Below are 20012 nucleotides of genomic sequence, written 5' to 3'. Positions count from 1 at the left end.
CCCCAGCCAGAGGGTTCGGGCCGCTTCAACAGAAGCGACCGGCAAAGGTCAAGGGAATTTGCCCGAAACCGCCGGAACGCGGCCCTCGGGCAGAGGCCGCGGGCGGCGCCCGGGCGCAGGCAACAGGGTCGGCCCTGGCCTGGATCGCTTGCGTTGATCGAGCAACGCAGAAGATGGAGCGGCTGGTGGACAAGGCGGCGAGAGCCTTTGCCGCCGGATGCTCCGGGGCGTGGCCTGCGCAAGAAGGATGCACCGGAACGCAGCCCATGGGCAGAACCAGCGGTCGGCACCTGGCCGCATCGCGACAGGGGTCAACTCCGGCCTGGATCGCGTGCATCGGATCGCGACGCCGGATCAGCCGAGCGAGCGCGGCGGCTCGGGAGACGCCTTGGCAGCCATGGCCGCGGAGAGCGCGCTTGTCGACGGCTGGTCCGCAGCGGCCATGCGCAGAAGGGATGCAAGCGAGCATGTCTTTTGGTCAACGAGCACCCTTCATCGAGGCGCGGGGACCTTTCTGCTGCATCCCCTCAAGCAGCGAGATCTGCGCGTCCCGGCTGATCCCCCAGCATGTTCCGAGCGAAAGAGCCGCCCTTGCGCCGGCGGCCGCAGGCGACGCTCGAATCGGCCCGAACGGCCAGACTTCGGGCGGCGCGAGAGGCAAAGCGTTCCGGCTGGCGTGCCGATACCTGAGCTGATCGGAGCATCGCGCCCCGACGAAAAGAGGCTCTCAGCCCCTGCGGCGCAGGTCGTAGGCCAGCGGCAGCGAGCGGCCGTGCTCCAGCAGGAAAGCATCGACCTCGGCCGCCGGCATCGGCGGTGCCACCGCCGGTCCCTGCACGGCGGCAAAGCCGATCTGGGCCAGGAAGGCGTTCTCATCCTGCGTCGCCACCCCGTCGGCCAGGGTCGCCAGCCGCAGATGCTCGGCCAGGGCCAGGATGGCCAGGATCATGCGCTGCTGGTCGGCGCGGCGGTCGCAATCGGCGACGAATTCGCGGCCGATGCGGACGCGGCCGACACCGAAGCGGCGCAGGTCGCCAAGGCCGGCGCTGCCGGTGCCGAAATCCCCCAGCGCCAGCGCGCAGCCCGCCGCTGCCAGCCGGTGCAGACAGGCCGTCACCGGCACCCGGCCGCCGCTGCGGCCGATCGGCTCGCAAAGCTCGATCTCCAGCCGGCCGGGCAGCAGGTCGTGGCGGTCCAGCTCCCACAGGATCGAGTCGGCCAGCAGGGGATCGGCCAGCATCCGGTCCGAAAACGGCAGCGTCAGCCGCGGCACTGCCGCGCCCATGCGGTCCCAGCCCTTCAGGCAATCCAGCGCCTGGCGCAGGACATGGGTCGCGACATGGCTCAGCGTCTCGTCGTCGAGCCGGGGCTCGATCTCGTCGAGGTCGCGGCTTTCCGCATTGTCCATGCGCAGCCGCGTCAGCACGCGCAGCCCCAGCATCGCACCGGTATCGCAGCAGATCTGCGGCTGGAACAGCAGGCCGATGCGGTCCAGCGTCAGCGCCGGCGCGGCGGCCGGCACGGGCTCGGCGCCCGGAACCGGCATCTCGACGAACCGCAGCTGGCCGGCCGGCGACAGCGGGTCGCAGCCCTGCAAGGCCGCGCGGCCATGGGCGTAAAGCGCAGCCGGATCGGCCGCGCCGGTCTCGTCGCCGACGATGACCGCGTTCACCACCGGGCAGATGCGCAGGTCGGGCAGTTCGATCCCCCGGCCGCAGATCGCCTGCAACCGGGCCAGAAGCCCGGGCACGGCCTGCTGGCGACCGATGGCGAACAGGCCCAGCACCTCGGCCGAGCCGGGGCTGCGCAGCTGCGGCAGCAGCCGCATCTCGGCCACCAGCCGGCGGGTCAGCTGGTCCAGCAGCAGCTCCATGACCTGCGGGCCAAGGCCGCCGCGCAGCGTATCGACATTTTCGAGCCGCAGCACCAGGGCCAGCCGCGTCCGATGCGGTGCCCCGCCATCGCCCTTGACCAGCCGTGCCAGACGCGCCGCCGCCGCCCCGATTCCGTAAGCCATTCCCCAGTCCCGAATCTTGTTCTCCAGGGACCAGTCTAGGCCGCGAAGTTTTTCGTTCGGTTAATGTTCGCGCAGCCGCGGCACGTCTTTTTCATTAAAATCCGTCATATCCGGGCTGAGCGCGGTGAAATCGAACAGCGCCGGATCCGGCAGATGCGAGGGGCGCACGTTCATCAGCGCCCGGAACATCACCTGCCGGCGGCCCGGGCTGCGCGTCTCCCATTCGTCCAGCAGCTTCTTCACCTGCATGCGCTGCAAGCCCTCCTGGCTGCCGCAAAGGTCGCAGGGGATCACCGGATAGTGCATCGCCCGGGCAAAGCGGTCGCAATCGGCCTCGGCCACGAAGGCCAGCGGGCGCAGCACGTTCAGGTCGCCCTCTTCGTTCAGCAGCTTCGGCGGCATCGAGGCCAGCCGTCCGCCGTGGAACAGGTTCATGAAGAAGGTTTCCAGGATATCGTCGCGGTGATGGCCCAGCACCACGGCCTGGCAGCCCTCTTCCCGCGCAATCCGATACAGATTGCCGCGCCGCAGCCGCGAGCAGAGGGCGCAATAGGTCCGGCCTGCCGGCACCTTTTCCTTCACGATGGAATAGGTGTCCTGGTATTCGATGCGATGCGCGACCTGCCGGTCGGTCAGGAATTCGGGCAGCACCGTCGCCGGAAAGCCGGGCTGGCCCTGGTCGAGGTTGCAGGCCAGCAGCTCGACCGGCAAGAGCCCGCGCCATTTCAGCTCGTGCAGCACCGCGAGCAGCGTGTAGCTGTCCTTGCCGCCCGAGAGGCAGACCAGCCAGCGGTCGCCGGGGCGGATCATGTCATAGGTCTCGATGGCGGCGCGGGTCTCGCGCACCAGGCGCTTTCTCAGCTTGCGGAACTCGGTCGAGGACGGGGCGCCGCGAAACAGCGGGTGGATGTCCTCGGGGCCGTCGAAGGCCTCGGTCTCGTCGGAGAGCTGGTCCCGCATGATGTCCTCGTCGCGCCTTGGCGCCTTGAATAGCATGAAACCGCCGCGGGGTCAGTCCCGCGGTTGCGCCTTTGCCCCCGGCACCGGGTCGAAGCCGTGCCCGCCCCAGGGATGGCAGCGGCAGATGCGCCGCGCGGCCAGGAAGCCGCCCTTGATGCCGCCGTGCAGCTCCATCGCCTCGAGCGCATAGGCCGAGCAGGTCGGCTGGAAGCGGCAGCCATGCCCGACCCAGGGGCTAGCGACCAGGCGATAGCCGCGCACCGGCAGCGCCAGCAGCCGGGCCAGCGGGGTCATTTGCCGTGCACCCGCACCAGCGCGGATGCCAGGTCGGCGCGCAGCTCGGCGAAATCGCGGCTGACGGTGGCGCCCGGGCGGCCGACCAGCACGTAATCCCAGCCGGGGCGCGCCGCGGCCGGCATGACCTCGCGCGCCAGCGCCCGCAGCCGGCGCTTGGCGCGGTTGCGGGTCACGGCATTGCCGATCTTCTTGGAACAGGTGAAGCCGACGCGGACGCCCTGCCCCGCCTCGTCCGCCTCGCGGTGGCGGGCCTGCAGCAGGAAGCCCGGCATGCCCTGGCGGCGGGCCGAGGCCGCGCGCAGGAAATCCGCCCGCTTGCGCAGCACCTCGAGCGCGAAAACGCCAGAAGCCGCCCTGTCCGGGATCGCATCGGCGACGGTCCGGCCAGCGGCGGCGACTTCGTGGGTGCTGTCCATCAGGGAAAGCCCGCGCCGTGGCGCGCGTCAGGGCTTACGCGCTGAGCGACTTGCGGCCCTTGGCGCGGCGGGCGTTCAGCACGCGGCGGCCGCCTTTGGTCGCCATGCGCGCGCGGAAGCCGTGGCGACGGGCGCGAACCAGGTTCGACGGCTGGTAGGTGCGTTTCGACATCTTTCAACTCCGGGTCAGGGCGTGTCAGGGTATGGGCAGCCGGCCCACGCAAGACGCGCCGGTCATTCGAGGCCCGCTGGATAGTCCCCCCCGCCCGCCAAGTCAACCACAATAGCGGCATTTCCGGCGGGCTCCCGCCGCAGGCACCGGCCGATGGAACCCGGGCAATGTCACGCATGTTTGAACTGCACGGCCTTTGCCATTATGTGAAGCAGCGAGCGCCGAGACGAGGGGAAACGCGAAACCTGCCATGGCCCTGAACACGCTTTCCGGCCGATTCGCCCTGCTGACGGGCATTTTCGTGCTGCTGGCCGAATTGCTGATCCTGCTGCCCTCGCTTGCGAACTACCGGCTGGATTTCCTGGAATCGCGCCTGGAGCGGGCGCAGATCGCCAGCCTCGCGCTGCTGGCGACCGACGAATCGCTGGCCTCGGAGCTGGAATCGGAACTGCTGGAGAACGCCGGCGTCTTCAACGTGGTGCTGCGCCGGAACGACGTGCGCCAGCTGGTGCTGTCCTCGCCGATCCCGGGGCCGATCTCGGCCACCTACGACCTGCGCGAACAGCCGTTCTGGAGCTCGGCGCGCGATGCGCTGGCCCAGCTTTTCGATCCGCAGAACAAGGTGATCCGCATCATCGGCGCCCCGGTCAACCAGGCCGGCCAGCTGATCGAGATCACCATGGACACGGCCCGGCTGCGCACCGAGATGATCGACTACGGGCTGCGGCTGCTGGCGATCTCGGCCGCCTTCTCGATCCTGACGGCGCTGCTTCTGAACATCGCGGCGCAAAGGCTGCTGCTGGTGCCGATCCGGCGCGTCATCAGCCACATGACCGCCTATGCCGGCGCGCCCGAGGACGCCCGCGCCATCATCACCCCCACCGCGCGCTTGGCCGAGCTGAACGAGGCCGAGACGGCGCTGGCCGCCATGCAGCGCACCGTGACCTCGGCCCTGAAGCAGAAGGACCGGCTGGCGCAGCTGGGCCAGGCGGTGGCCCGCATCAGCCACGACCTGCGCAATATCCTGACCACGGCGCAGATCTTTGCCGACCGGCTGGAGACCAGCGCCGACCCCGCCGTGCGCCGCGCCGCGCCCAAGCTGGTCAACTCGATCAGCCGCGCGGTGAACCTGTGCGAGACCACGCTGGCCTTCGGCAAGGCCGAGGAGCCGGCGCCGTCGCTGTCGCGCTTCAACCTTTCCGCGCTGGTGACCGAGGTGACCGAGGGCGAGGCGCTGGCCGCCGACCGGCTGGACGGGGCCGAGCCCATCGAGTTCCTGACCGACGTGCCCCCCGGCCTGTCGGTCAGGGCCGACCGCGACCAGCTGTTCCGGGTGCTGTCGAACCTGGTGCGCAACGCCCGCCAGGCCATCGAGGCCACGCGCCAGCCCGGCACCATCGAGATCGGCGCCGGCGAGGACGAGCAGGAATGGTGGATCCGCATCGGCGACACCGGCCCCGGCCTGCCGAAGAAGGCGCGCGACTTCCTGTTCCAGCCCTTCTCGGGCGGCTCGCGCAAGGGCGGCACCGGGCTGGGCCTGGCCATCGCCGCCGACCTGGTGCGCAACCACGGCGGCCGGCTGGAGCTTCTGCGCAGCGACGAGGACGGCACCCAGTTCATCCTGCACCTGCCGCGCGAGCTGGCGATCCCGGTGTCGCGGGCCGAAATCGCCTGAAACCACGGGCATTCGCGGGGGTGCGGAAAAAGATTTCCGAAAAGGCGATTTTGGCCTTGCACCCCCCCGGAGCTATCTCTAGATAACCGCCTCACAGCGGACCCGTAGCTCAGCTGGATAGAGCACCAGACTACGAATCTGGGGGTCGGGCGTTCGAATCGCTCCGGGTCCGCCATTGAATCAATCACTTACAAGAAAGCGCCGGCGCGATTTAGAAGCCGTGTAGAGATTGTGTAGAGCCAGCCCCCTTTTGGCTGGCCCTTTGGCATTCCGGTTTCAGCCCGAAAGAATCGCGGGGACTACGTCACCGGCCAGCGGCTCACGTGACAAGAACACCTGTTTGAAGCCTGTGGCGTCCCCGCCCGTGCGGGTCATGGCAACCGATACCTCGGGTGTGGGATCGCCGGGAAAGGCCGAATAGCGCCGCACCATGAACGTGTCCCCGAGGTCGGGTAGCGCCAGCGGGTTGAGGCTCACCGGATCGGGCAGGATGGACAGCTTGAAGTCGCCCGAGTACACCCGTAGCCCCCGCCCATTCGTCGTGCTGGCCGAAGTCATAGACGGCATGAGCATGGCAGAGCTTGGCCCACTCATAGGAGCCATTCGGGCCGACGAGACGCGCCGACAGGCCGGGTTCATCTTGGCCGCGCGTTGCAAGTCCTGGAATAGGTGTTTCGGGTTCATCACTCGCCCCCCGCAGCAATGGGCTTGGACGCCCCCTCGGGCAGGCTCACATTGTCTCAGCCCACCAGCGCCATGGCTGTGGCGAGGGGAACACCCGACTGCACCAGAGAGCCGACAGCACGGGCACGGCCCGCCGCGCGTCAGCCGACATGAGGTCCTGTAGCCCCAGCCGTGACACGCCGATCTTGCGCGACAGTTCGGGCGTGATCATGCGGGCGAGGGGATCAAGGGTCGTGAGAGCAAAGGCGCGCATCTGTTCCCGGATCGCGCCCGCATTGCCGGATGCCGTCAGCATACCGGGCGCGATGCCACAAGCGGCAAGCACCCGGTCATGCAATGCGCTTGCCGTCGCGTCCAGCCCCGCCTTGCCCAGATCGGGAGTCAGATCAATCCTGCGCCACTCTGTACGGCTATCGCCAGTATGGTGGCCGTGACTTTCCTTGGACGGGATCGCCGCCAAAGAAACCGTGCGCAGGCCGGTTAGGGTATGGGTTACCTGTTCCTCTGGCATAGTAGAGGGGAAGGGCAGGATCGCTTTCCCGACAAAGCCCAGATTTCCCGAAACCGTGGATTCGATATCCGCCAGCAGCGAAGCCGAGAGGCCAAGAAACGAGAGAGGCCCACGCCCCTGCCATGGGGTTTCTGGCGATGCCCCGATTTGAAGGCTTAGAACCTCATCGCCCAGAGCCTTGAGGGTATCGGTCCCGGTCGGGCGCGGCAGCGTCAGGTTCCAGCGGTCGTGCTCCACCATGTCCCAGAACGCCGCGCGGCGCAGTTCGATAGATGAACCGGACAGGCCGATATGCCAGACGGATTGGCCGCGAAAGAACAGGTCCCAGCCCCACGGCCCCGAGGATATCCGGGGTCAGCTCGGGCACCAGCTTGGCGAATGAACGGACCAGAGGCCAGCCGCCGCGCCAATGGTGGCCGAGAGACTGGCAGAGCCATCCGAGGTCGCGGCCCGCCGCTTGACTTCAATGCAGACATTGATCACGCCTGCCGCGTGGTTCGCGTTTCGGCTCGCTGGAACAGATAGCGCAGGGGGTTTTTTTTATTTGCGAATCTCATTTGCCAACAGAGCGCCCGCGCCAGAGCCATAGAAAATGCCCATAAGCAGCTCACGGCTTAGCGTGGTATCTCCTCGAGTTTTCTAGCGAAATTTGCACCATTGGGGAAGCTGGATCAGTTGATATAGCGCCAGATTGGCAACCGCCTGGACAACATGCGAGGGCAGCGGATCAACGGGGTGTGGTCGGGCTTTGGGTCAGGCGATAGAGATTGCCCGGATAGAGCATCAGCAAGCCTGCGCGATATTCGATGCTCCGCGCCTGCCAGCCCCACGTTTCATCGCTCCATACCTCGGAAAGGGTCGCAGCCGGGTACGGATAGCGCGGCCAGCGCCATTCGGTGATTTCGTCCACCTCTATCAGCACCTCGCCCGCCGTGATGCCGCAATAGCAACTGCCGGTGAACGTCTCGGCTTGCTCATAGGCCGCAGCGATGTAGGAACCGGCCAGCGCCTCGGTACGCCCGCCTCAAGCGCAATCTCGGACGCGGAAGGGGCGGCGGGAACGGGGCCGGTTTGAAAATCCTCCTCAATGCTCTTGATGCTCATGCAGAATGATCCTGTTCCGGGGGCGGGTTTCGGGATTGCGAAGGGATCGCAATTCAGCTTGGCTTTCCCAATATGCGGGCAGCGTCACCAACGAGAGTTCGTAAAGAACAAGCTGGAATAGCTGGCGGATCATCACCGAAGGGTTGCCCGGCTCGGGGATCAGCTTTTCAGCCCCCGGCACCACGTCCTTGGGTGGCACTCGAAAGCCGGGCGACACGCCCTTGATCAGGCCAGCGCCCAGCATGATCAACAGATCGGTGATTTGGGTTGCCCGCTCGGCACCGGGGGGAATCTGGGCAATGAATTCCAGAAAATCCTCGGTATCGTTAAACTCAAGCATACCGGCCTGTTTCGAGGCAGGCGGCTTGTCGTACGAATGGCCGACAAGAAGGTGAACGTCGCGGTGAGGCGCATTGATCGAGAACGAGAACGCCCCCGGTTCGATGCTTTCCTTGCGCACGGTGCCCGTGTCTTGAAGGGTCGCCAGCGCCTTATAGGGGGGAAGCGCCCGACGATGGTCGGACGCTTGTCTTGTGAACGGACTTCCAGCCCCGATACGGGCCAGATCGGGGCTATGTTCATGGCCTTAAACCCGATCAGTGATGCCAAGAGACAGGAGAGGGGGGAACGGGGAATGAGGCCGAGCCACGGGATCGCGTTTGGAGCGGGCGTTTTCGCGGCGCTGTCAGCACAACAGATGTCAACCGAACTGGCGTGGGGCGCTATCGCAATGGCAGGACTGGCCGTCTGGACAGCCGTGTGGGACGCATGACCCTGCCCCGCTGTCAGACAAGAACAGGGAGAGGGTGATGGGAAAGCCTTGGACACCAGACATGCTGGCGGACTGCTGGGGCTGCTCGGGAGAAACCGTACGTCAGCTTATTCGTAGCGGGCAGTTGCCAGCCTTCCGGGTCGGAAGGATGCTGCGGGTGAAACATGAAACCGTCGAGGCGTATGAATGCGGGACCATCAGATCGGAAGGCTCAAAGGACGATACGTCGTCACATGGAACGACGAACGAGGCTCCCGCCGACGTTATATCGCCGCGCGCCGCGAGGCCGGGCGCAAGGATGCAACGATCCGCACAGAGATGGGCTGCCTGCGCACCTGCCTATCGTGGGCAGCGAAATCCACGCTGATCCGGCCGCGCCGCGCATCGTCATGCCGCAGACCCCCCCCCGCGCGAGCGATACTTGACGCGGGCCGAGGCTGGCAAATTGGTCGCCGCTCCTGGCGATCCTCACATCAGGCTGGCGATGCTGCTGATGCTGGGCACGGCAGGCAGGATCGGCGCTCTGCTGGAACTGACATGGGATCGGGTGGACCTCGACCGGCGCATTATCAAGCTGGCGACGAATGACATTGGCCCGCGCAAGGGCCGCGCGACCGTGCCGGTCAACGACGACCTGATGGCGGCCCTGGCCGTCGCCAAAGACGCAGGCGTCTCGGACTATGTGATCGAATGGGGAGGACGGCGGGTCGGGTCGATAAAGGCCGAGTTCAACGCTGCCGTGAAGCGCGCCAAGACCGACCACTGCACGCCGCACGATCTGCGCCGCACGGCTGGACGCTTCATGGCCGATGGCGGGGTGCCGATTGAGGAAATTGCGCAGTTTCTCGGCCACTCGAATCCCAACGTGACCGCTCGACCTACAGCAAGTTCAGTCCTGAGTATCTGCGCAAGGCAGCAAACGCGCTGAACCTCGGTGGCGCGAATCCGGTTCAGCTTGCCAAGAAGCAAACCCCATGAGACAATCCAACATGCTGATTTTTATGGTGACCCCGGCAGGATTTGAACCTGCAACCTGCCCCTTAGGAGGGGGCTGCTCTATCCAGTTGAGCCACGGGGCCGCCGCCGCCTCTTTTGCCCGCAGATCTCGGAAATGGCAAGGTTGCCGTCATGCGCCGGACGCGATAACGGTAACATGATTGCGTTCCGGTAGTTGTCATGAACACGAAAAGACCCCGCCGTCCCTTGACCCTGCGCGACGTTTCGGAAGCCTCGGGCGTGTCCGAGATGACCGTCAGCCGCGTGCTGCGCAACCGCGGCGACGTCTCGGCCGCGACGCGCGAGAAGGTGCTGACCGCCGCCCGCACCCTGGGCTATGTCCCGAACAAGATCGCCGGCGGGCTGGCCAGCCAGCGGGTGAACCTGGTCGCGGTCATCATCCCCTCGCTGTCGAACATGGTGTTCCCCGACGTCCTGGGCGGGATCTCGGCCGAGCTCGACGATACCGGGCTGCAGCCGGTGGTGGGGGTGACGAACTACAGCCCCTCGCGCGAGGATACGGTGCTTTACGACATGCTGAGCTGGCGGCCCTCGGGGGTGATCCTGGCCGGGCTCGAGCATAGCAAGGCGGCGCGGGCGATGCTGGACAATGCCGGCCTGCCGGTGGTTGAGATCATGGACGTGGACGGCGATCCTATCGACACCGCGGTCGGCATCAGCCATCGCCGCGCCGGGGCCGAGATGGCCGAGGAGATCCTCGCCGCCGGCTATCGCCGCATCGGCTTCATCGGCACGCATATGCCCGAGGATCACCGCGCCCGCAAACGCCTGGCCGGCTTCGAGGCCCGGCTGGCCGAGGAGGGCCTGCAGCTGGCGGCGCGGGAATATTACCAGGGCGGCTCGTCACTGCACAAGGGCCGCGAGCTGACCGAGCGCATCCTGGCGCGGGAACCCGACCTGGATTTCCTGTATTTCTCCAATGACATGATCGGGGCCGGCGGGCTTCTGTGGTGCATGGAGAAGGGCTATGACATCCCGGGAAAGCTGGGGCTTGCGGGCTTCAACGGCGTCGAGCTGCTGGACGGGCTGCCGATGCGGCTGACCACCACCGACGCCCGGCGCATCGACATCGGCCGGCGCGCGGCGCGCATCGTCGCGGGCAAGGAGCCGGCGCCCGAGAGCGGCATCGTCGCCCTGGCGCCGACGATCATGCCGGGCGAGACCATCCGCAAACGCTGAGGCTGCTGCCCGCGCGCGGCGTTGCCGGAGTATTTGAAAAACGGTGAAACCGGCGCCGGTTTGGGCGCCCGCGCGATGTGCTGCGCCCTCACCGTTTCCAAAATACTCATGCGACAGCGACGGTTGCACTGCCGCATGGGTATTTGAGGAGCAAAGAAGCCGGGGCCGCGAAACGTCTTCGCTTCGTCTCAGTCGAAGCTGGGGAAGAACAGCTCGCCTGGGGACAGGGTAAAGATCTCGGCCCCGCTGGCGGTGACGCCGATGGAATGCTCGAACTGGGCCGAGAGCGACTTGTCGCGGGTGACCGCGGTCCAGTCGTCGGCCAGGATCTTGGTCTCGGGGCGGCCCAGGTTCACCATGGGCTCGATGGTGAAGAACATGCCCTCTTCCAGCACCGGGCCCTTGCCGGGGCGGCCGAAGTGCAAAACGTTCGGCGGCGCGTGGAAGGTGCGGCCCAGGCCGTGGCCGCAGAAGTCGCGCACCACCGACATGCGGTTCGCCTCGACATAGCTCTGGATCGCCCAGCCGATGTCGCCGAAGGTGGCGCCGGGGCGGACCGCCTCGATGCCCTTCATCAGGCTGTCATGGGTGACCTGGATCAGGCGCTTGGCCTTTACGCTGGGTTTGCCCGCCACATACATGCGCGAGCTGTCGCCATACCAGCCGTCCAGGATCACCGTCACGTCGATGTTGAGGATGTCGCCGTCGGCCAGGATCTTGTCGCCGGGGATGCCATGGCAGACGACATGGTTCACGCTGATGCAGCTGGCGTGCTGGTAGCCGCGATAGCCGATGGTGGCGCTGATCGTGCCAAGCTCGGTCACGCGGTTGCGGATGAAATCGTCCAGCGCCCCGGTGGTGGTGCCGGGTTGGACCAGCGGGCCGACCTCGTCGAGGATCTGCGCCGCGATCCGGCCCGCCGCGCGCATGCCGGCAAAGTCCTGCGGGTCGTGGATGCGGATCCCCTCGCGGGTCTGGCGTGCGTCGTTCATGGCGTCCTCGTGTTCCTGTCCCCCACAGATAGTCCCATGGCGCCACTTGTTCCAGCCCCGTGCGCGGACCTATACATTGGCCGACAGCCGAAAACGCGAGGAGCGCGAGATGCAATCCGACAATCCCACCGCCGCCATCCTGGTCATCGGGGACGAGATCCTGTCCGGCCGCACGCGCGAGGGCAATGCCCATTACCTGTCGCAGGTGCTGAACAGCATCGGCCTCGACCTGCGCGAGGTGCGCATCGTCGGCGACGACCACGACCAGATCGTGGCCTCGATCCGGGCGCTGGACAAGTCCTTGGGCGGGGCCTGGGACATGCTCTTCACCAGTGGCGGCATCGGGCCGACGCATGACGACATCACCGCCGATGCCGTGGCCGACGCTTTTGACGTCGGCATCGAGATCAACGAGGAGGCGCGCCGCGTCATGGTCGAGCGCTGGGAGGCGCGCGGCGTCGAGGTCACCGGCAACCGGCTGCGCATGGCCCGCATCCCGCTGGGCGCGGCGCTGATCCCCAACGCCCATTCCGCCGCGCCCGGCTTCCACATCGGCAATACCTATGTCATGGCCGGCGTGCCCGAGGTGTTCCGCGCCATGGTCGAGGCGATCGTTGACAAGCTGCCGACCGGCCGGCCCTCGGTCAGCGAGGCGCTGGAGGTGCTGCGGCCGGAATCCGACGTGGCCGACGGGCTGCGCGAGGTGGCCGAGTCCTTTCCGGACCTGTCGCTGGGATCGTATCCGTTCCAGCGCGGCCAGCGCTACGGCACCAGCCTGGTGATCCGGGGGCTGGACGGCAAGCGCGTCACAGATGCCATGACCGCGCTGCGCGAAAGGCTCGCGCTGTGATCGCCGATGCCGAGATCGCCCGCGTCTTCGAGACGAGCTGGCCCGCCGCCGAATATGCCGAGGCCGGCGGCTTTCGCGTCGGGCGCGGCCAGGGTGGCGGCGGCCGGGTCAGCTCGGCCCGGGCGCTGGGGCCGGATTGGGACGCGCCCGCCATCGCCGAAATCGCCGATCTCCAGCGCGGCTGGGGCGAGCGGCCGCTGTTTCGCGTCACCGACGGCGACGCGGCGCTGGAGCAGGCGCTGGCGGCCGAGGGCTTTCGCCACGGCAACCCCACCGCGGTCATGGCCGCCGATTGCGCCGTGCTGGCCCAGGCGGCGCGGCCGCGGCTGAGTTCCTTCGACATCTGGCCGCCGCTGGCAATCCAGTCCGACATCTGGGCCGGCGGCGCCATCCCGGAAAGCCGGCAGGCGGCGATGCGGCGCGTTACCCTGCCTCATACCGCGCTGCTGGGCCGGGTGCAGGACCGCGCCGCCGGCGCCGCCTTCGTGGCAGTGGATGGGCCGGTCGGCATGATCCATGCCATCGAGGTGGTGCCGGCGCTGCGCCGCCAGGGCGTCGCGGGCTGGCTGATCGGGCGGGCGGCGGAATGGGCGCAGGCGCAGGGCGCGACCCGGCTGGCCTTGGCGGTCAGCCGCGCGAATACCGCAGCCTGCGCGCTTTACGATCGGCTGGGTTTCGCCGAACTCGGCGGCTATGGCTATTGGAGCCGGGACTGAAGCCTCAGCCCGCCACCGCGGCGGCGAGCCGGCGCAGCTCCTTCTTGACCAGTTCCAGCTCGGCCCGCATCAGGGTCAGCTCGGCGCGCAGGTCGTCGTCCAGCAATTCGCCGGCGATCAGCGTCAGGCTGCCCAGGCGTTGCGCGCCAGGCTGCGGGGCTTCGCCCTCGGCGCCGTGGTCCTCGACCAGCAGAAAGCTCTGCACCCCGTCCGACAGCCGCTCGGGCGGAATGGCGGCGGCGATGCGCCAGCCGCCGCCCGGCTCCTCGGTGGCATGGGCCTCGGCCAGGCGGTTGCCCATATGCACCAGCACCAGCCGTCCGGGGGCCGCGTCGCGGCGCAGCACGCCCTGCCAGATGCCGCTGCGCAGGCCCAGGGATTCGAAATCGCTCATCTTGCTTCCTTGCATCACAGCTCTGCCCGCAGGTGGCGCGACAGGAACAGCTCGCGGATCTGGACCGCGTTCATGCGCGGCTGCTCGAAGATCAGGTCGAGCCAGATCTTTTCCAGCCGCTTCTCGTTCATCTGGGTATAGGCCAGGTCGAATTCGGTCACCTGCTGGCTGGGCTGGCCGGGCTGGAAGCCCTGCAGCGCCAGGGTCATCTCGTCGATGTTCGGGCCATGGCCGATGTTGAGCCGCGCATAGACATTGATCGCGCGCTCGGCCAGGATGCCGGTTTCCAGCCGCAGCACATGGCTGCGGGTCAGGCCGGAAAGCGCGCTGGTCGGCAGGTTGATCGACAGCGACAGGAAGCTGCCGGAAAAGCCGAAGACCTCGAGCCTTATGCCGAAGGGCGACAGGTCGGTCGCGGCGGCATTGCCGACCTGCTCCAGGATCAGCGCCCGCTCGGCGCAATCGTGCCACAGCGCCGCGCCTTCGCCCAGCATGCCGCCCGGCTCGGGGCCGGCGACGCCGCGGGGCGAGATCTGCCCGGCCATGAAGGCGGGACGCCAGCGCCAGTCGGTGCCGCCCGGCAGGTGCAGCGCATCCAGCGCCGCGCGCGAGCGCGCCGCACGCCGGTCGGCGCGGATCAGGAAACGGTCGAGGCTGGCGCGCAGGCCAAGCGCCTCGTCGCGCAGGTTGCGCAGCCGGCTCGGGCCCAGGCCCTCGGCCTGGTCGGCCAGCGCCGTCCATTGCCGCAGGGCACCCTCGCGGGTTTTCCGTTCGATCCACTTGCGAGGACGCATCGCCATGCCGTGTCGCTGTCCCTGTTGCCCGCCTGCGCCCCTTGGCGCCGCAGGAACTGGATAGGGCCGGACCGCGGCGGGGGCAAGGCCGGCTGCGGACGAAACACGCAGCGGTTGCGGATCAGCCCGCCACCGCGTCCAGCCGCGCCGCCATGACCAGGTCGTTCATGGTCACCCCGCCCGCCGAATGGGTCGAGAAGCTGACGCGGGCAAAGCCCCAGCCGAAGGCGATGTCGGGGTGGTGATTGGCCGCCTCGGCCTGCCAGGCGGCCAGGTTGGCAAGCTGCGCCGCCGCCTTGAACGACTTGAAGCGCCATTCGCGGCGAATCGAGCGCCCGTCCTCGGCCAGCACCCAGCCGGGCAGGCCGGCCAGCGCCGCGCGCAGCTCTGGCTCAGGCAGCGCCGGGGCGCCGTCGACGATCTTTCCCTCGGCCAGTCCGGTCATGGCATCCTCCTCACAGGATCGGCGCGGCCAGCGCCAGCAGGTTGTTGCGCAGCCGCCGACGCAGCGACCAGGCGCGGATCTCGGCCAGCGTGATCGGCGTGGCGCGGGCGATATAGCTTTCCTGGCGCTCGTCCAGCACCCCGGTCACCTCGGGGCCGATCAGCAGCATGTTCATCTCATAGTTCAGCTGGAAGCTGCGGCGGTCCATGTTGGCGCTGCCGATCATCGCCATCTCGCCGTCGGCGGTGATGATCTTGGCATGCAGAAGCCCGCCCCGGAACAGCATCAGCTTCACCCCGGCCGACACCAGGCCGTAATAGAACCCCTCGGAGGTGGCCTGCACCACCAGCGAGTCGTTGATCGCCGGCACGATCATGGTCACGTCCACCCCGCGCCGCGCCGCCGTGCGGATCGCCGAATCAAGCGAGGCATCGGGCACGTAATAGGGCGTGGTGATGACCAGCCGCTCGCGCGCGGCATAGATCATCGTCGCCATGCAATCCGACAGCGAGCCCTGGCGGTCGTCCGGCCCGGTCGCCACCACCTGCCCGATCACGCCCGGCGCCATCACCGGCGGCACCATGCGCAGCATGTCGCCCAGGTCCTCGCCGGTGTAGCTCATCCAGTCCTGCAGGAAGACCGCCTGCATCTGGCGCACCACCGGCCCCTCGATGCGCAGGAACACGTCGATCCAGGGCGCGAATCGCGGCTTGATGGCAAAGGCCCTGTCCGAGCAGTTGCGGCTGCCGGTAAAGCCCAGCAGGTGGTCGATGACCACGATCTTGCGGTGGTTGCGCAGGTCCATGCGCTGGAACAGCGCGCCAAGCAGCGGCAGGCCCATGGGCAGCGCCTCGACGCATTCGCAGCCAGCGGCCCGCATCGCCGCCCAGGCCTCGGACCGGCCGAAGGCGCGCGAGCCGAAGGCGTCGATCACCGCGCGCACCTTGACGCCGCGCCCGGCAGCGCGGATCGCCGCCTCGGCCACCGAACGGCCGGCGGCATCGTCGAGCCAGATATAGAACAGCATGTGCAGATGCTCGCGCGCGCCGTCGATGGCCGCGACCAGATCGGCGATGGCGCTGTCGTCCTCGGCCAGCAGCGTGGCGCGGTTGCCGGCGACGGCGCCGAAGCCGGTGGTGGCGCGATTCGCCGCGATCACCGGCGCGGCGAATTTCGGCGGCTGGCGCACCGCCTCGGGGCTGGGCTGCCACAGGCCCGACAGGCGCGAGCGCACGCTGGCCATGGTCTCGACCTCGGCGCCGCGCAGGCGGATCTCGCCGAACAGGATATAGGCGATGATGCCGACCAGGGGCACCAGCTCGATCACCAGGATCCAGCTGAGGCGCACCGTCGGCTCCAGCCGGGGGCGCAGAAGCACCCGCACCGACACCGCCAGCGCGACTGCGTAATGAAGAAACACGGCGATCTGCGTCCACATGCGGCGCATGAAACCCCGGCCCGCGCGGAATTGCAATTCCGCCCGGTTTTGCCTAAGTCAGCCCCAGACCGCAGCACCAAGGGGGCCGCCGATGAACTGGATCACCAATTATGTGCGTCCGCGCATCAATTCGCTGTTCTCGCGCCGCGAAGTGCCCGAGAACCTTTGGACCAAGTGCCCGGAATGCGGCACCATGCTGTTTCACCGCGAACTGGCCGACAACCTGAACGTCTGCACCAATTGCGACCACCACCTGGCGATCAGCCCGCGCGCGCGCTTCGCCGCGCTGTTCGACGGCGGCGTCTTCGTCGAGGTCAAGGTCCCCGAGCCCATCGCCGACCCGCTGCAATTCCGCGACCAGAAGAAATACCCCGAGCGCCTGAAGGCCGCGCAGAAAGCCACCGGCGAGAAAGAGGCGATGCTGGTCGCCGAGGGCGAGATGGGCCGCACCCCGATCGTCGCCGCCGCGCAGGACTTTTCCTTCATGGGCGGCTCGATGGGCATGTATGTCGGCAATGCCATCATCGCCGCCGCCGAACGCGCGGTGAAGCTCAAGCGGCCGCTGGTGCTGTTCTCGGCCGCCGGCGGGGCGCGCATGCAGGAAGGCATCCTGTCGCTGATGCAGATGCCGCGCACCACCGTCGCGGTCGAGATGCTGAAAGAGGCCAGGCTGCCCTATGTCGTGGTGCTGACCCATCCCACGACCGGCGGCGTCACCGCCAGCTATGCCATGCTGGGCGACATCCAGATCGCCGAGCCGAACGCGCTGATCTGCTTCGCCGGCCCGCGCGTGATCGAGCAGACCATCCGCGAAAAGCTGCCCGAGGGCTTCCAGCGCGCCGAATACCTGCTGGAACACGGCATGCTGGACCGGGTGACGCACCGCAAGAAGCTGCGCGAGGAGCTCATCTCGATCCTGCGCATGCTGGGCGGCCTGCCGGCGCCGGTGGTGGGCGACCTGCCCGCCCCGGGCCATATCGCGACCGCGCATGCCGAAAGGCCCGCCCCCGCCGCGACCCCGGCCTGAGCGCGGCGCCATGACCGATTCGAACGCCATTCTCGCGCGGCTGATGCAGCTGCACCCCAAGGTCATCGACCTGTCGCTGGACCGGATGCACCGCATCCTGGAAGCGCTGGGCAACCCGGAACGCCGCATCCCGCCGGCGATCCACATCGCCGGCACCAATGGCAAGGGCTCGACCCAGGCCATGATCCGCGCCGGGCTGGAATCGGCAGGCCTGCGCGTCCACGCCTATACCTCGCCGCATCTGGCGCAGTTCCACGAACGCATCCGCCTGGCGGGCGAGCTGATCCCCGAAGCCGAATTGGCAGCGGTGCTCGAGGAATGCGAGGCCGCGAATGGCGGCGCGCCGATCACCTTCTTCGAGATCACCACCGCGGCGGCCTTCCTGGCCTTCTCGCGCATGCCCGCCGACTATACGCTGCTGGAAGTCGGCCTCGGCGGCCGGCTGGACGCGACCAATGTGATCGACAGCCCGGCCCTGACCGTCATCACGCCCATCAGCATCGACCACACGCAATATCTGGGCGAGACGCTGGAGCTGATCGCCGGCGAAAAGGCCGGCATCCTCAAGCGCCGCGTGCCCTGCATCGTCGCCCCGCAGGAACCCGCCGCCCGCGACGTGATCGAGCAGAAGGCCGAGCGGCTTTTCGCGCCGCTGCGCATCGGCCGCCAGGACTGGGACAGCCGGCGCGAGGGCGATGCGCTGATCTACCAGGACGACCATGGGCTGATGGACCTGCCGCTGCCGGTGCTGCCGGGGCCGCACCAGATCCAGAACGCCGGCACCGCCATTGCCGCGCTGCGCGAACTCGGCTTCGGCCGCATCGAGGCCCGCGCCGCGGTAACCGAGGCGGAATGGCCGGCCCGCATGCAGCGCCTGGCGCACGGCCCGCTGGTCGAGGCGGCCGGGACTTGCGAGCTCTGGCTCGACGGCGGCCACAACCCCGCCGGCGGCGAGGCGGTGGCGGCGACCCTCGCGGCCATGGCGAAGAAGCCCACGCATCTGGTCTGCGGCATGCTGAACACCAAGGACGTGGCCGGCTACATGCGCCCGCTGGCCGGCGTCGCGCAAAGCCTGACCGCCGTGGCGATCCCGGGCGAGCCGAACACCCTGCCGGCCGAGGAAACCGCCGCCGCCGCGCAATCCGTCGGCCTCTCGGCCCGCACCGCCGCCGATGCGCTTACCGCGGTGCGCGACCTCGCCGCCGCCCACCCCGGCGCGCGCATCCTGATCTGCGGCTCGCTCTATCTCGCGGGCCAGGTGCTGCGCGAAAACGGCTGACGGCGCGCTTTCACCGTTTTCCAAATACTCCTGCGACCGCGCCCCCGCGCGCGGCGGCTGGGCCTCCTCCCCGTGCCTGCGGGCGCCCCGTGAAGCGGGATCTGATGGAAAGTCCTGGGACAACAGATTTGGCAGAAAATGCCCCTGGTATTCCCGCACTGCGACTTTGCCGCTGGCCCATGCCGGCCCGGTCGGTCCGCGCCCGGATACCCTCGTCGCGCAGCTCGGCCGCGCGCACGATTGCGATCCCCGCCAAGCCCTTTCGTCGCGCTTTGAAAGGCAATCGCAGGACACTCGCCCCTGCTGGTACACGCCCAAATTGAGAGAGACCGGCCGTTCTGGGGCGCTTTGAAGGGTATGCGGTCGCTTGATTGGACGCAAAGGACGGCGAAGAGCGCATCGCCTGTCCTCCCCACAAGGAAGCATCTGGCCAGCCGCCCATCCGTTTCATGTGCCCGGTCCCGGCGCGATGGCGCTGCGCCGTTTCAGGAGCTTCGCCGACGCCGGGGCGATGCCGTGCCGCTGGCGCTGATTAGGACGCGGGTGGTCTCGGCACCTTGGCCGCGATAGCCGCGGTCCACGACGGCAAGGGTGGGCCTCGGGGTCGGCCAGGATTTCGACCTGCTCCAGCGCCGGTGCCAGGATGCGGCCGTCATGGGATTGCCCGGAGCGCTGCGGGTGCCGACGACGAACCCGCGATCCTGGGGCGTGGCGAGGCTCACCCTGGTGCAAATTTCGCCTCGCATCCGAGCCTTGCCCTTGGAGATGCAATCGACCTCGGGCGCGTGCAGGGAATGGAGCTTGTCGTGGCTCGGCGGCCCTTGTTCCAGAAGGGAGCCGGCCAGCAGGGGGCGTCCAGAACCCTCTCGCGCAGGGGACCCTCCGGGATCTCCTGTAGGTGCCGACGCAGGTCCCGGCGTACCCGGCCGGCATTGCCCGCGAGCTGGCGCAGCGCATGCGCCTGGACTGGCGGGCATGGGCGCAACGGCCGACCTGGACCGCCAGACGCGGCGCGAAGCGGGGTAGCTTTGGCGCAGCTCGATCCCGGCCTTATTCGCCAGGAATGAGGCTTCATCGGCGATCCGAATTGCAGGGTACCGCCGCCAGGAATATGAAGCCTTGCAGGAAAAAAGCCAAAAAAGCCGCCGGTTCATCAGGCGACATCAATGTGTTCCGTATTATGCAGACCGGACTCATGAGCGCCGATAGACTGAGGTCGGCAGAGAGATGGTGGTTGCGCTGCGCATCGCGCCGCCCAAGACGCCGGCGCGGA

22 protein-coding genes, 2 tRNA genes and 1 pseudogene are annotated in these 20012 nt (G+C 68.0%); 9 read left to right on the top strand and 16 right to left on the bottom strand.

Going from position 1 to position 20012, the window contains the following annotated elements; all coding sequences use genetic code 11:
• Positions 1 to 727 precede the first annotated feature (727 nt).
• The 5 genes from E3D03_RS11715 to rpmH are packed head-to-tail and all read right to left on the bottom strand — an operon-like array spanning position 728 to position 3862.
• Positions 728 to 2017: an EAL domain-containing protein gene (locus E3D03_RS11715; RefSeq protein WP_263567113.1), complete on the bottom strand. Its 1290-nt coding sequence runs from the start codon at positions 2015 to 2017 to the stop codon at positions 728 to 730.
• A 60-nt stretch (positions 2018 to 2077) separates the two neighbouring features.
• Entirely contained in the window at positions 2078 to 2977 is a 900-nt protein-coding gene (gene ttcA / locus E3D03_RS11710) for a tRNA 2-thiocytidine(32) synthetase TtcA (protein ID WP_263567134.1), read from the bottom strand.
• A 51-nt stretch (positions 2978 to 3028) separates the two neighbouring features.
• Positions 3029 to 3271: a membrane protein insertion efficiency factor YidD gene (yidD, locus tag E3D03_RS11705; protein ID WP_263567112.1), complete on the bottom strand. Its 243-nt coding sequence runs from the start codon at positions 3269 to 3271 to the stop codon at positions 3029 to 3031.
• Positions 3268 to 3690, bottom strand: a complete 423-nt coding sequence (gene rnpA, locus E3D03_RS11700; RefSeq protein WP_263567111.1) for a ribonuclease P protein component — start codon at positions 3688 to 3690, stop codon at positions 3268 to 3270. Before rnpA ends, yidD begins: the two co-directional genes overlap by 4 nt.
• 34 nt (positions 3691 to 3724) lie before the next feature.
• Positions 3725 to 3862 carry a 50S ribosomal protein L34 gene (rpmH, locus tag E3D03_RS11695; protein ID WP_017998233.1) on the bottom strand — a complete coding sequence of 46 codons (138 nt, stop codon included), beginning with the start codon at positions 3860 to 3862 and terminating at the stop codon, positions 3725 to 3727.
• Between the two features lie 250 nt (positions 3863 to 4112).
• Between rpmH and E3D03_RS11690 the strand changes: the two genes are divergently transcribed.
• Together E3D03_RS11690 and E3D03_RS11685 are read left to right on the top strand one after the other, a co-directional pair.
• Positions 4113 to 5537, top strand: coding sequence for a sensor histidine kinase (locus E3D03_RS11690; RefSeq protein ID WP_062561073.1), 1425 nt, complete (start codon positions 4113 to 4115; stop codon positions 5535 to 5537).
• A gap of 98 nt (positions 5538 to 5635) precedes the next feature.
• Positions 5636 to 5712, top strand: a tRNA-Arg gene (locus E3D03_RS11685).
• Between the two features lie 101 nt (positions 5713 to 5813).
• Here the strand turns inward: E3D03_RS11685 and E3D03_RS11680 are convergent.
• The 4 genes from E3D03_RS11680 to E3D03_RS11665 form a co-directional block, all read right to left on the bottom strand.
• Positions 5814 to 6221 (bottom strand): hypothetical protein, encoded by a 408-nt coding sequence (locus tag E3D03_RS11680; protein ID WP_263567110.1) that lies wholly within the window; start codon positions 6219 to 6221, stop codon positions 5814 to 5816.
• Positions 6222 to 6267: 46 nt separating this feature from the next.
• Positions 6268 to 6972 (bottom strand): hypothetical protein, encoded by a 705-nt coding sequence (locus E3D03_RS11675; protein WP_263567109.1) that lies wholly within the window; start codon positions 6970 to 6972, stop codon positions 6268 to 6270.
• Between the two features lie 487 nt (positions 6973 to 7459).
• Complete coding sequence (locus tag E3D03_RS11670; RefSeq protein WP_263567108.1) at positions 7460 to 7654, bottom strand: hypothetical protein; 195 nt, start codon at positions 7652 to 7654, stop codon at positions 7460 to 7462.
• A 162-nt stretch (positions 7655 to 7816) separates the two neighbouring features.
• Complete coding sequence (locus E3D03_RS11665; RefSeq protein ID WP_263567107.1) at positions 7817 to 8296, bottom strand: HK97 family phage prohead protease; 480 nt, start codon at positions 8294 to 8296, stop codon at positions 7817 to 7819.
• 349 nt (positions 8297 to 8645) lie between these two features.
• Between E3D03_RS11665 and E3D03_RS21400 the strand changes: the two genes are divergently transcribed.
• Complete coding sequence (locus E3D03_RS21400; protein WP_411969821.1) at positions 8646 to 8975, top strand: helix-turn-helix domain-containing protein; 330 nt, start codon at positions 8646 to 8648, stop codon at positions 8973 to 8975.
• Positions 8976 to 9029: 54 nt separating this feature from the next.
• Positions 9030 to 9536, top strand: a complete 507-nt coding sequence (locus E3D03_RS11660; protein WP_318013731.1) for a site-specific integrase — start codon at positions 9030 to 9032, stop codon at positions 9534 to 9536.
• 74 nt (positions 9537 to 9610) lie between these two features.
• Here E3D03_RS11660 and E3D03_RS11655 read toward each other — a convergent pair.
• Positions 9611 to 9687: transfer RNA gene (locus E3D03_RS11655), tRNA-Arg, on the bottom strand.
• Between the two features lie 97 nt (positions 9688 to 9784).
• On the opposite strand from E3D03_RS11655, the gene E3D03_RS11650 reads away from it, so the two are divergent.
• Positions 9785 to 10804, top strand: coding sequence for a LacI family DNA-binding transcriptional regulator (locus E3D03_RS11650; RefSeq protein WP_062561082.1), 1020 nt, complete (start codon positions 9785 to 9787; stop codon positions 10802 to 10804).
• A 188-nt stretch (positions 10805 to 10992) separates the two neighbouring features.
• On the opposite strand, the gene map is transcribed toward E3D03_RS11650, so the two are convergent.
• Entirely contained in the window at positions 10993 to 11796 is an 804-nt protein-coding gene (gene map / locus E3D03_RS11645) for a type I methionyl aminopeptidase (protein WP_062561081.1), read from the bottom strand.
• A gap of 109 nt (positions 11797 to 11905) precedes the next feature.
• On the opposite strand from map, the gene E3D03_RS11640 reads away from it, so the two are divergent.
• Both E3D03_RS11640 and E3D03_RS11635 read left to right on the top strand, forming a co-directional pair.
• Positions 11906 to 12646, top strand: a complete 741-nt coding sequence (locus E3D03_RS11640) for a competence/damage-inducible protein A (protein ID WP_263567106.1) — start codon at positions 11906 to 11908, stop codon at positions 12644 to 12646.
• On the top strand, positions 12643 to 13362 hold the full coding sequence (locus tag E3D03_RS11635; protein WP_263567105.1) for a GNAT family N-acetyltransferase: 720 nt from the start codon (positions 12643 to 12645) through the stop codon (positions 13360 to 13362). Before E3D03_RS11640 ends, E3D03_RS11635 begins: the two co-directional genes overlap by 4 nt.
• A gap of 4 nt (positions 13363 to 13366) precedes the next feature.
• Here E3D03_RS11635 and E3D03_RS11630 read toward each other — a convergent pair whose 3' ends face one another.
• The 4 genes from E3D03_RS11630 to cls form a co-directional block, all read right to left on the bottom strand.
• Positions 13367 to 13756 carry a hypothetical protein gene (locus E3D03_RS11630; RefSeq protein ID WP_263567104.1) on the bottom strand — a complete coding sequence of 130 codons (390 nt, stop codon included), beginning with the start codon at positions 13754 to 13756 and terminating at the stop codon, positions 13367 to 13369.
• 14 nt (positions 13757 to 13770) lie between these two features.
• On the bottom strand, positions 13771 to 14556 hold the full coding sequence (locus E3D03_RS11625) for a DUF6478 family protein (RefSeq protein ID WP_263567103.1): 786 nt from the start codon (positions 14554 to 14556) through the stop codon (positions 13771 to 13773).
• 115 nt (positions 14557 to 14671) lie between these two features.
• The gene (locus E3D03_RS11620; protein ID WP_062561076.1) at positions 14672 to 14995 is read right to left on the bottom strand and encodes a 4a-hydroxytetrahydrobiopterin dehydratase; all 324 of its coding nucleotides are present in this window, start codon (positions 14993 to 14995) and stop codon (positions 14672 to 14674) included.
• Between the two features lie 10 nt (positions 14996 to 15005).
• A complete protein-coding gene (cls, locus tag E3D03_RS11615; RefSeq protein WP_253879871.1) occupies positions 15006 to 16442 on the bottom strand; it encodes a cardiolipin synthase in 1437 nt (478 codons plus the stop codon).
• An 82-nt stretch (positions 16443 to 16524) separates the two neighbouring features.
• Here cls and accD point away from each other — a divergent pair, with 82 nt between their 5' ends.
• On the top strand, positions 16525 to 17460 hold the full coding sequence (accD, locus tag E3D03_RS11610; RefSeq protein ID WP_263567102.1) for an acetyl-CoA carboxylase, carboxyltransferase subunit beta: 936 nt from the start codon (positions 16525 to 16527) through the stop codon (positions 17458 to 17460).
• Between the two features lie 10 nt (positions 17461 to 17470).
• Entirely contained in the window at positions 17471 to 18739 is a 1269-nt protein-coding gene (locus tag E3D03_RS11605) for a bifunctional folylpolyglutamate synthase/dihydrofolate synthase (RefSeq protein WP_263567101.1), read from the top strand.
• A gap of 377 nt (positions 18740 to 19116) precedes the next feature.
• Here E3D03_RS11605 and E3D03_RS11600 read toward each other — a convergent pair.
• Positions 19117 to 19800, bottom strand: a pseudogene (locus tag E3D03_RS11600) (IS5/IS1182 family transposase); the annotation flags it as partial.
• Between the last annotated feature and the right edge of the window lie 212 nt (positions 19801 to 20012).

It is taken from the genome of Paracoccus sp. DMF (assembly GCF_004407025.1).
Classification (GTDB): domain Bacteria; phylum Pseudomonadota; class Alphaproteobacteria; order Rhodobacterales; family Rhodobacteraceae; genus Paracoccus; species Paracoccus aminovorans_B.
Note: the sequence above shows the minus strand (reverse complement) of the source record. Positions and strands in the feature narration are given on the sequence as shown.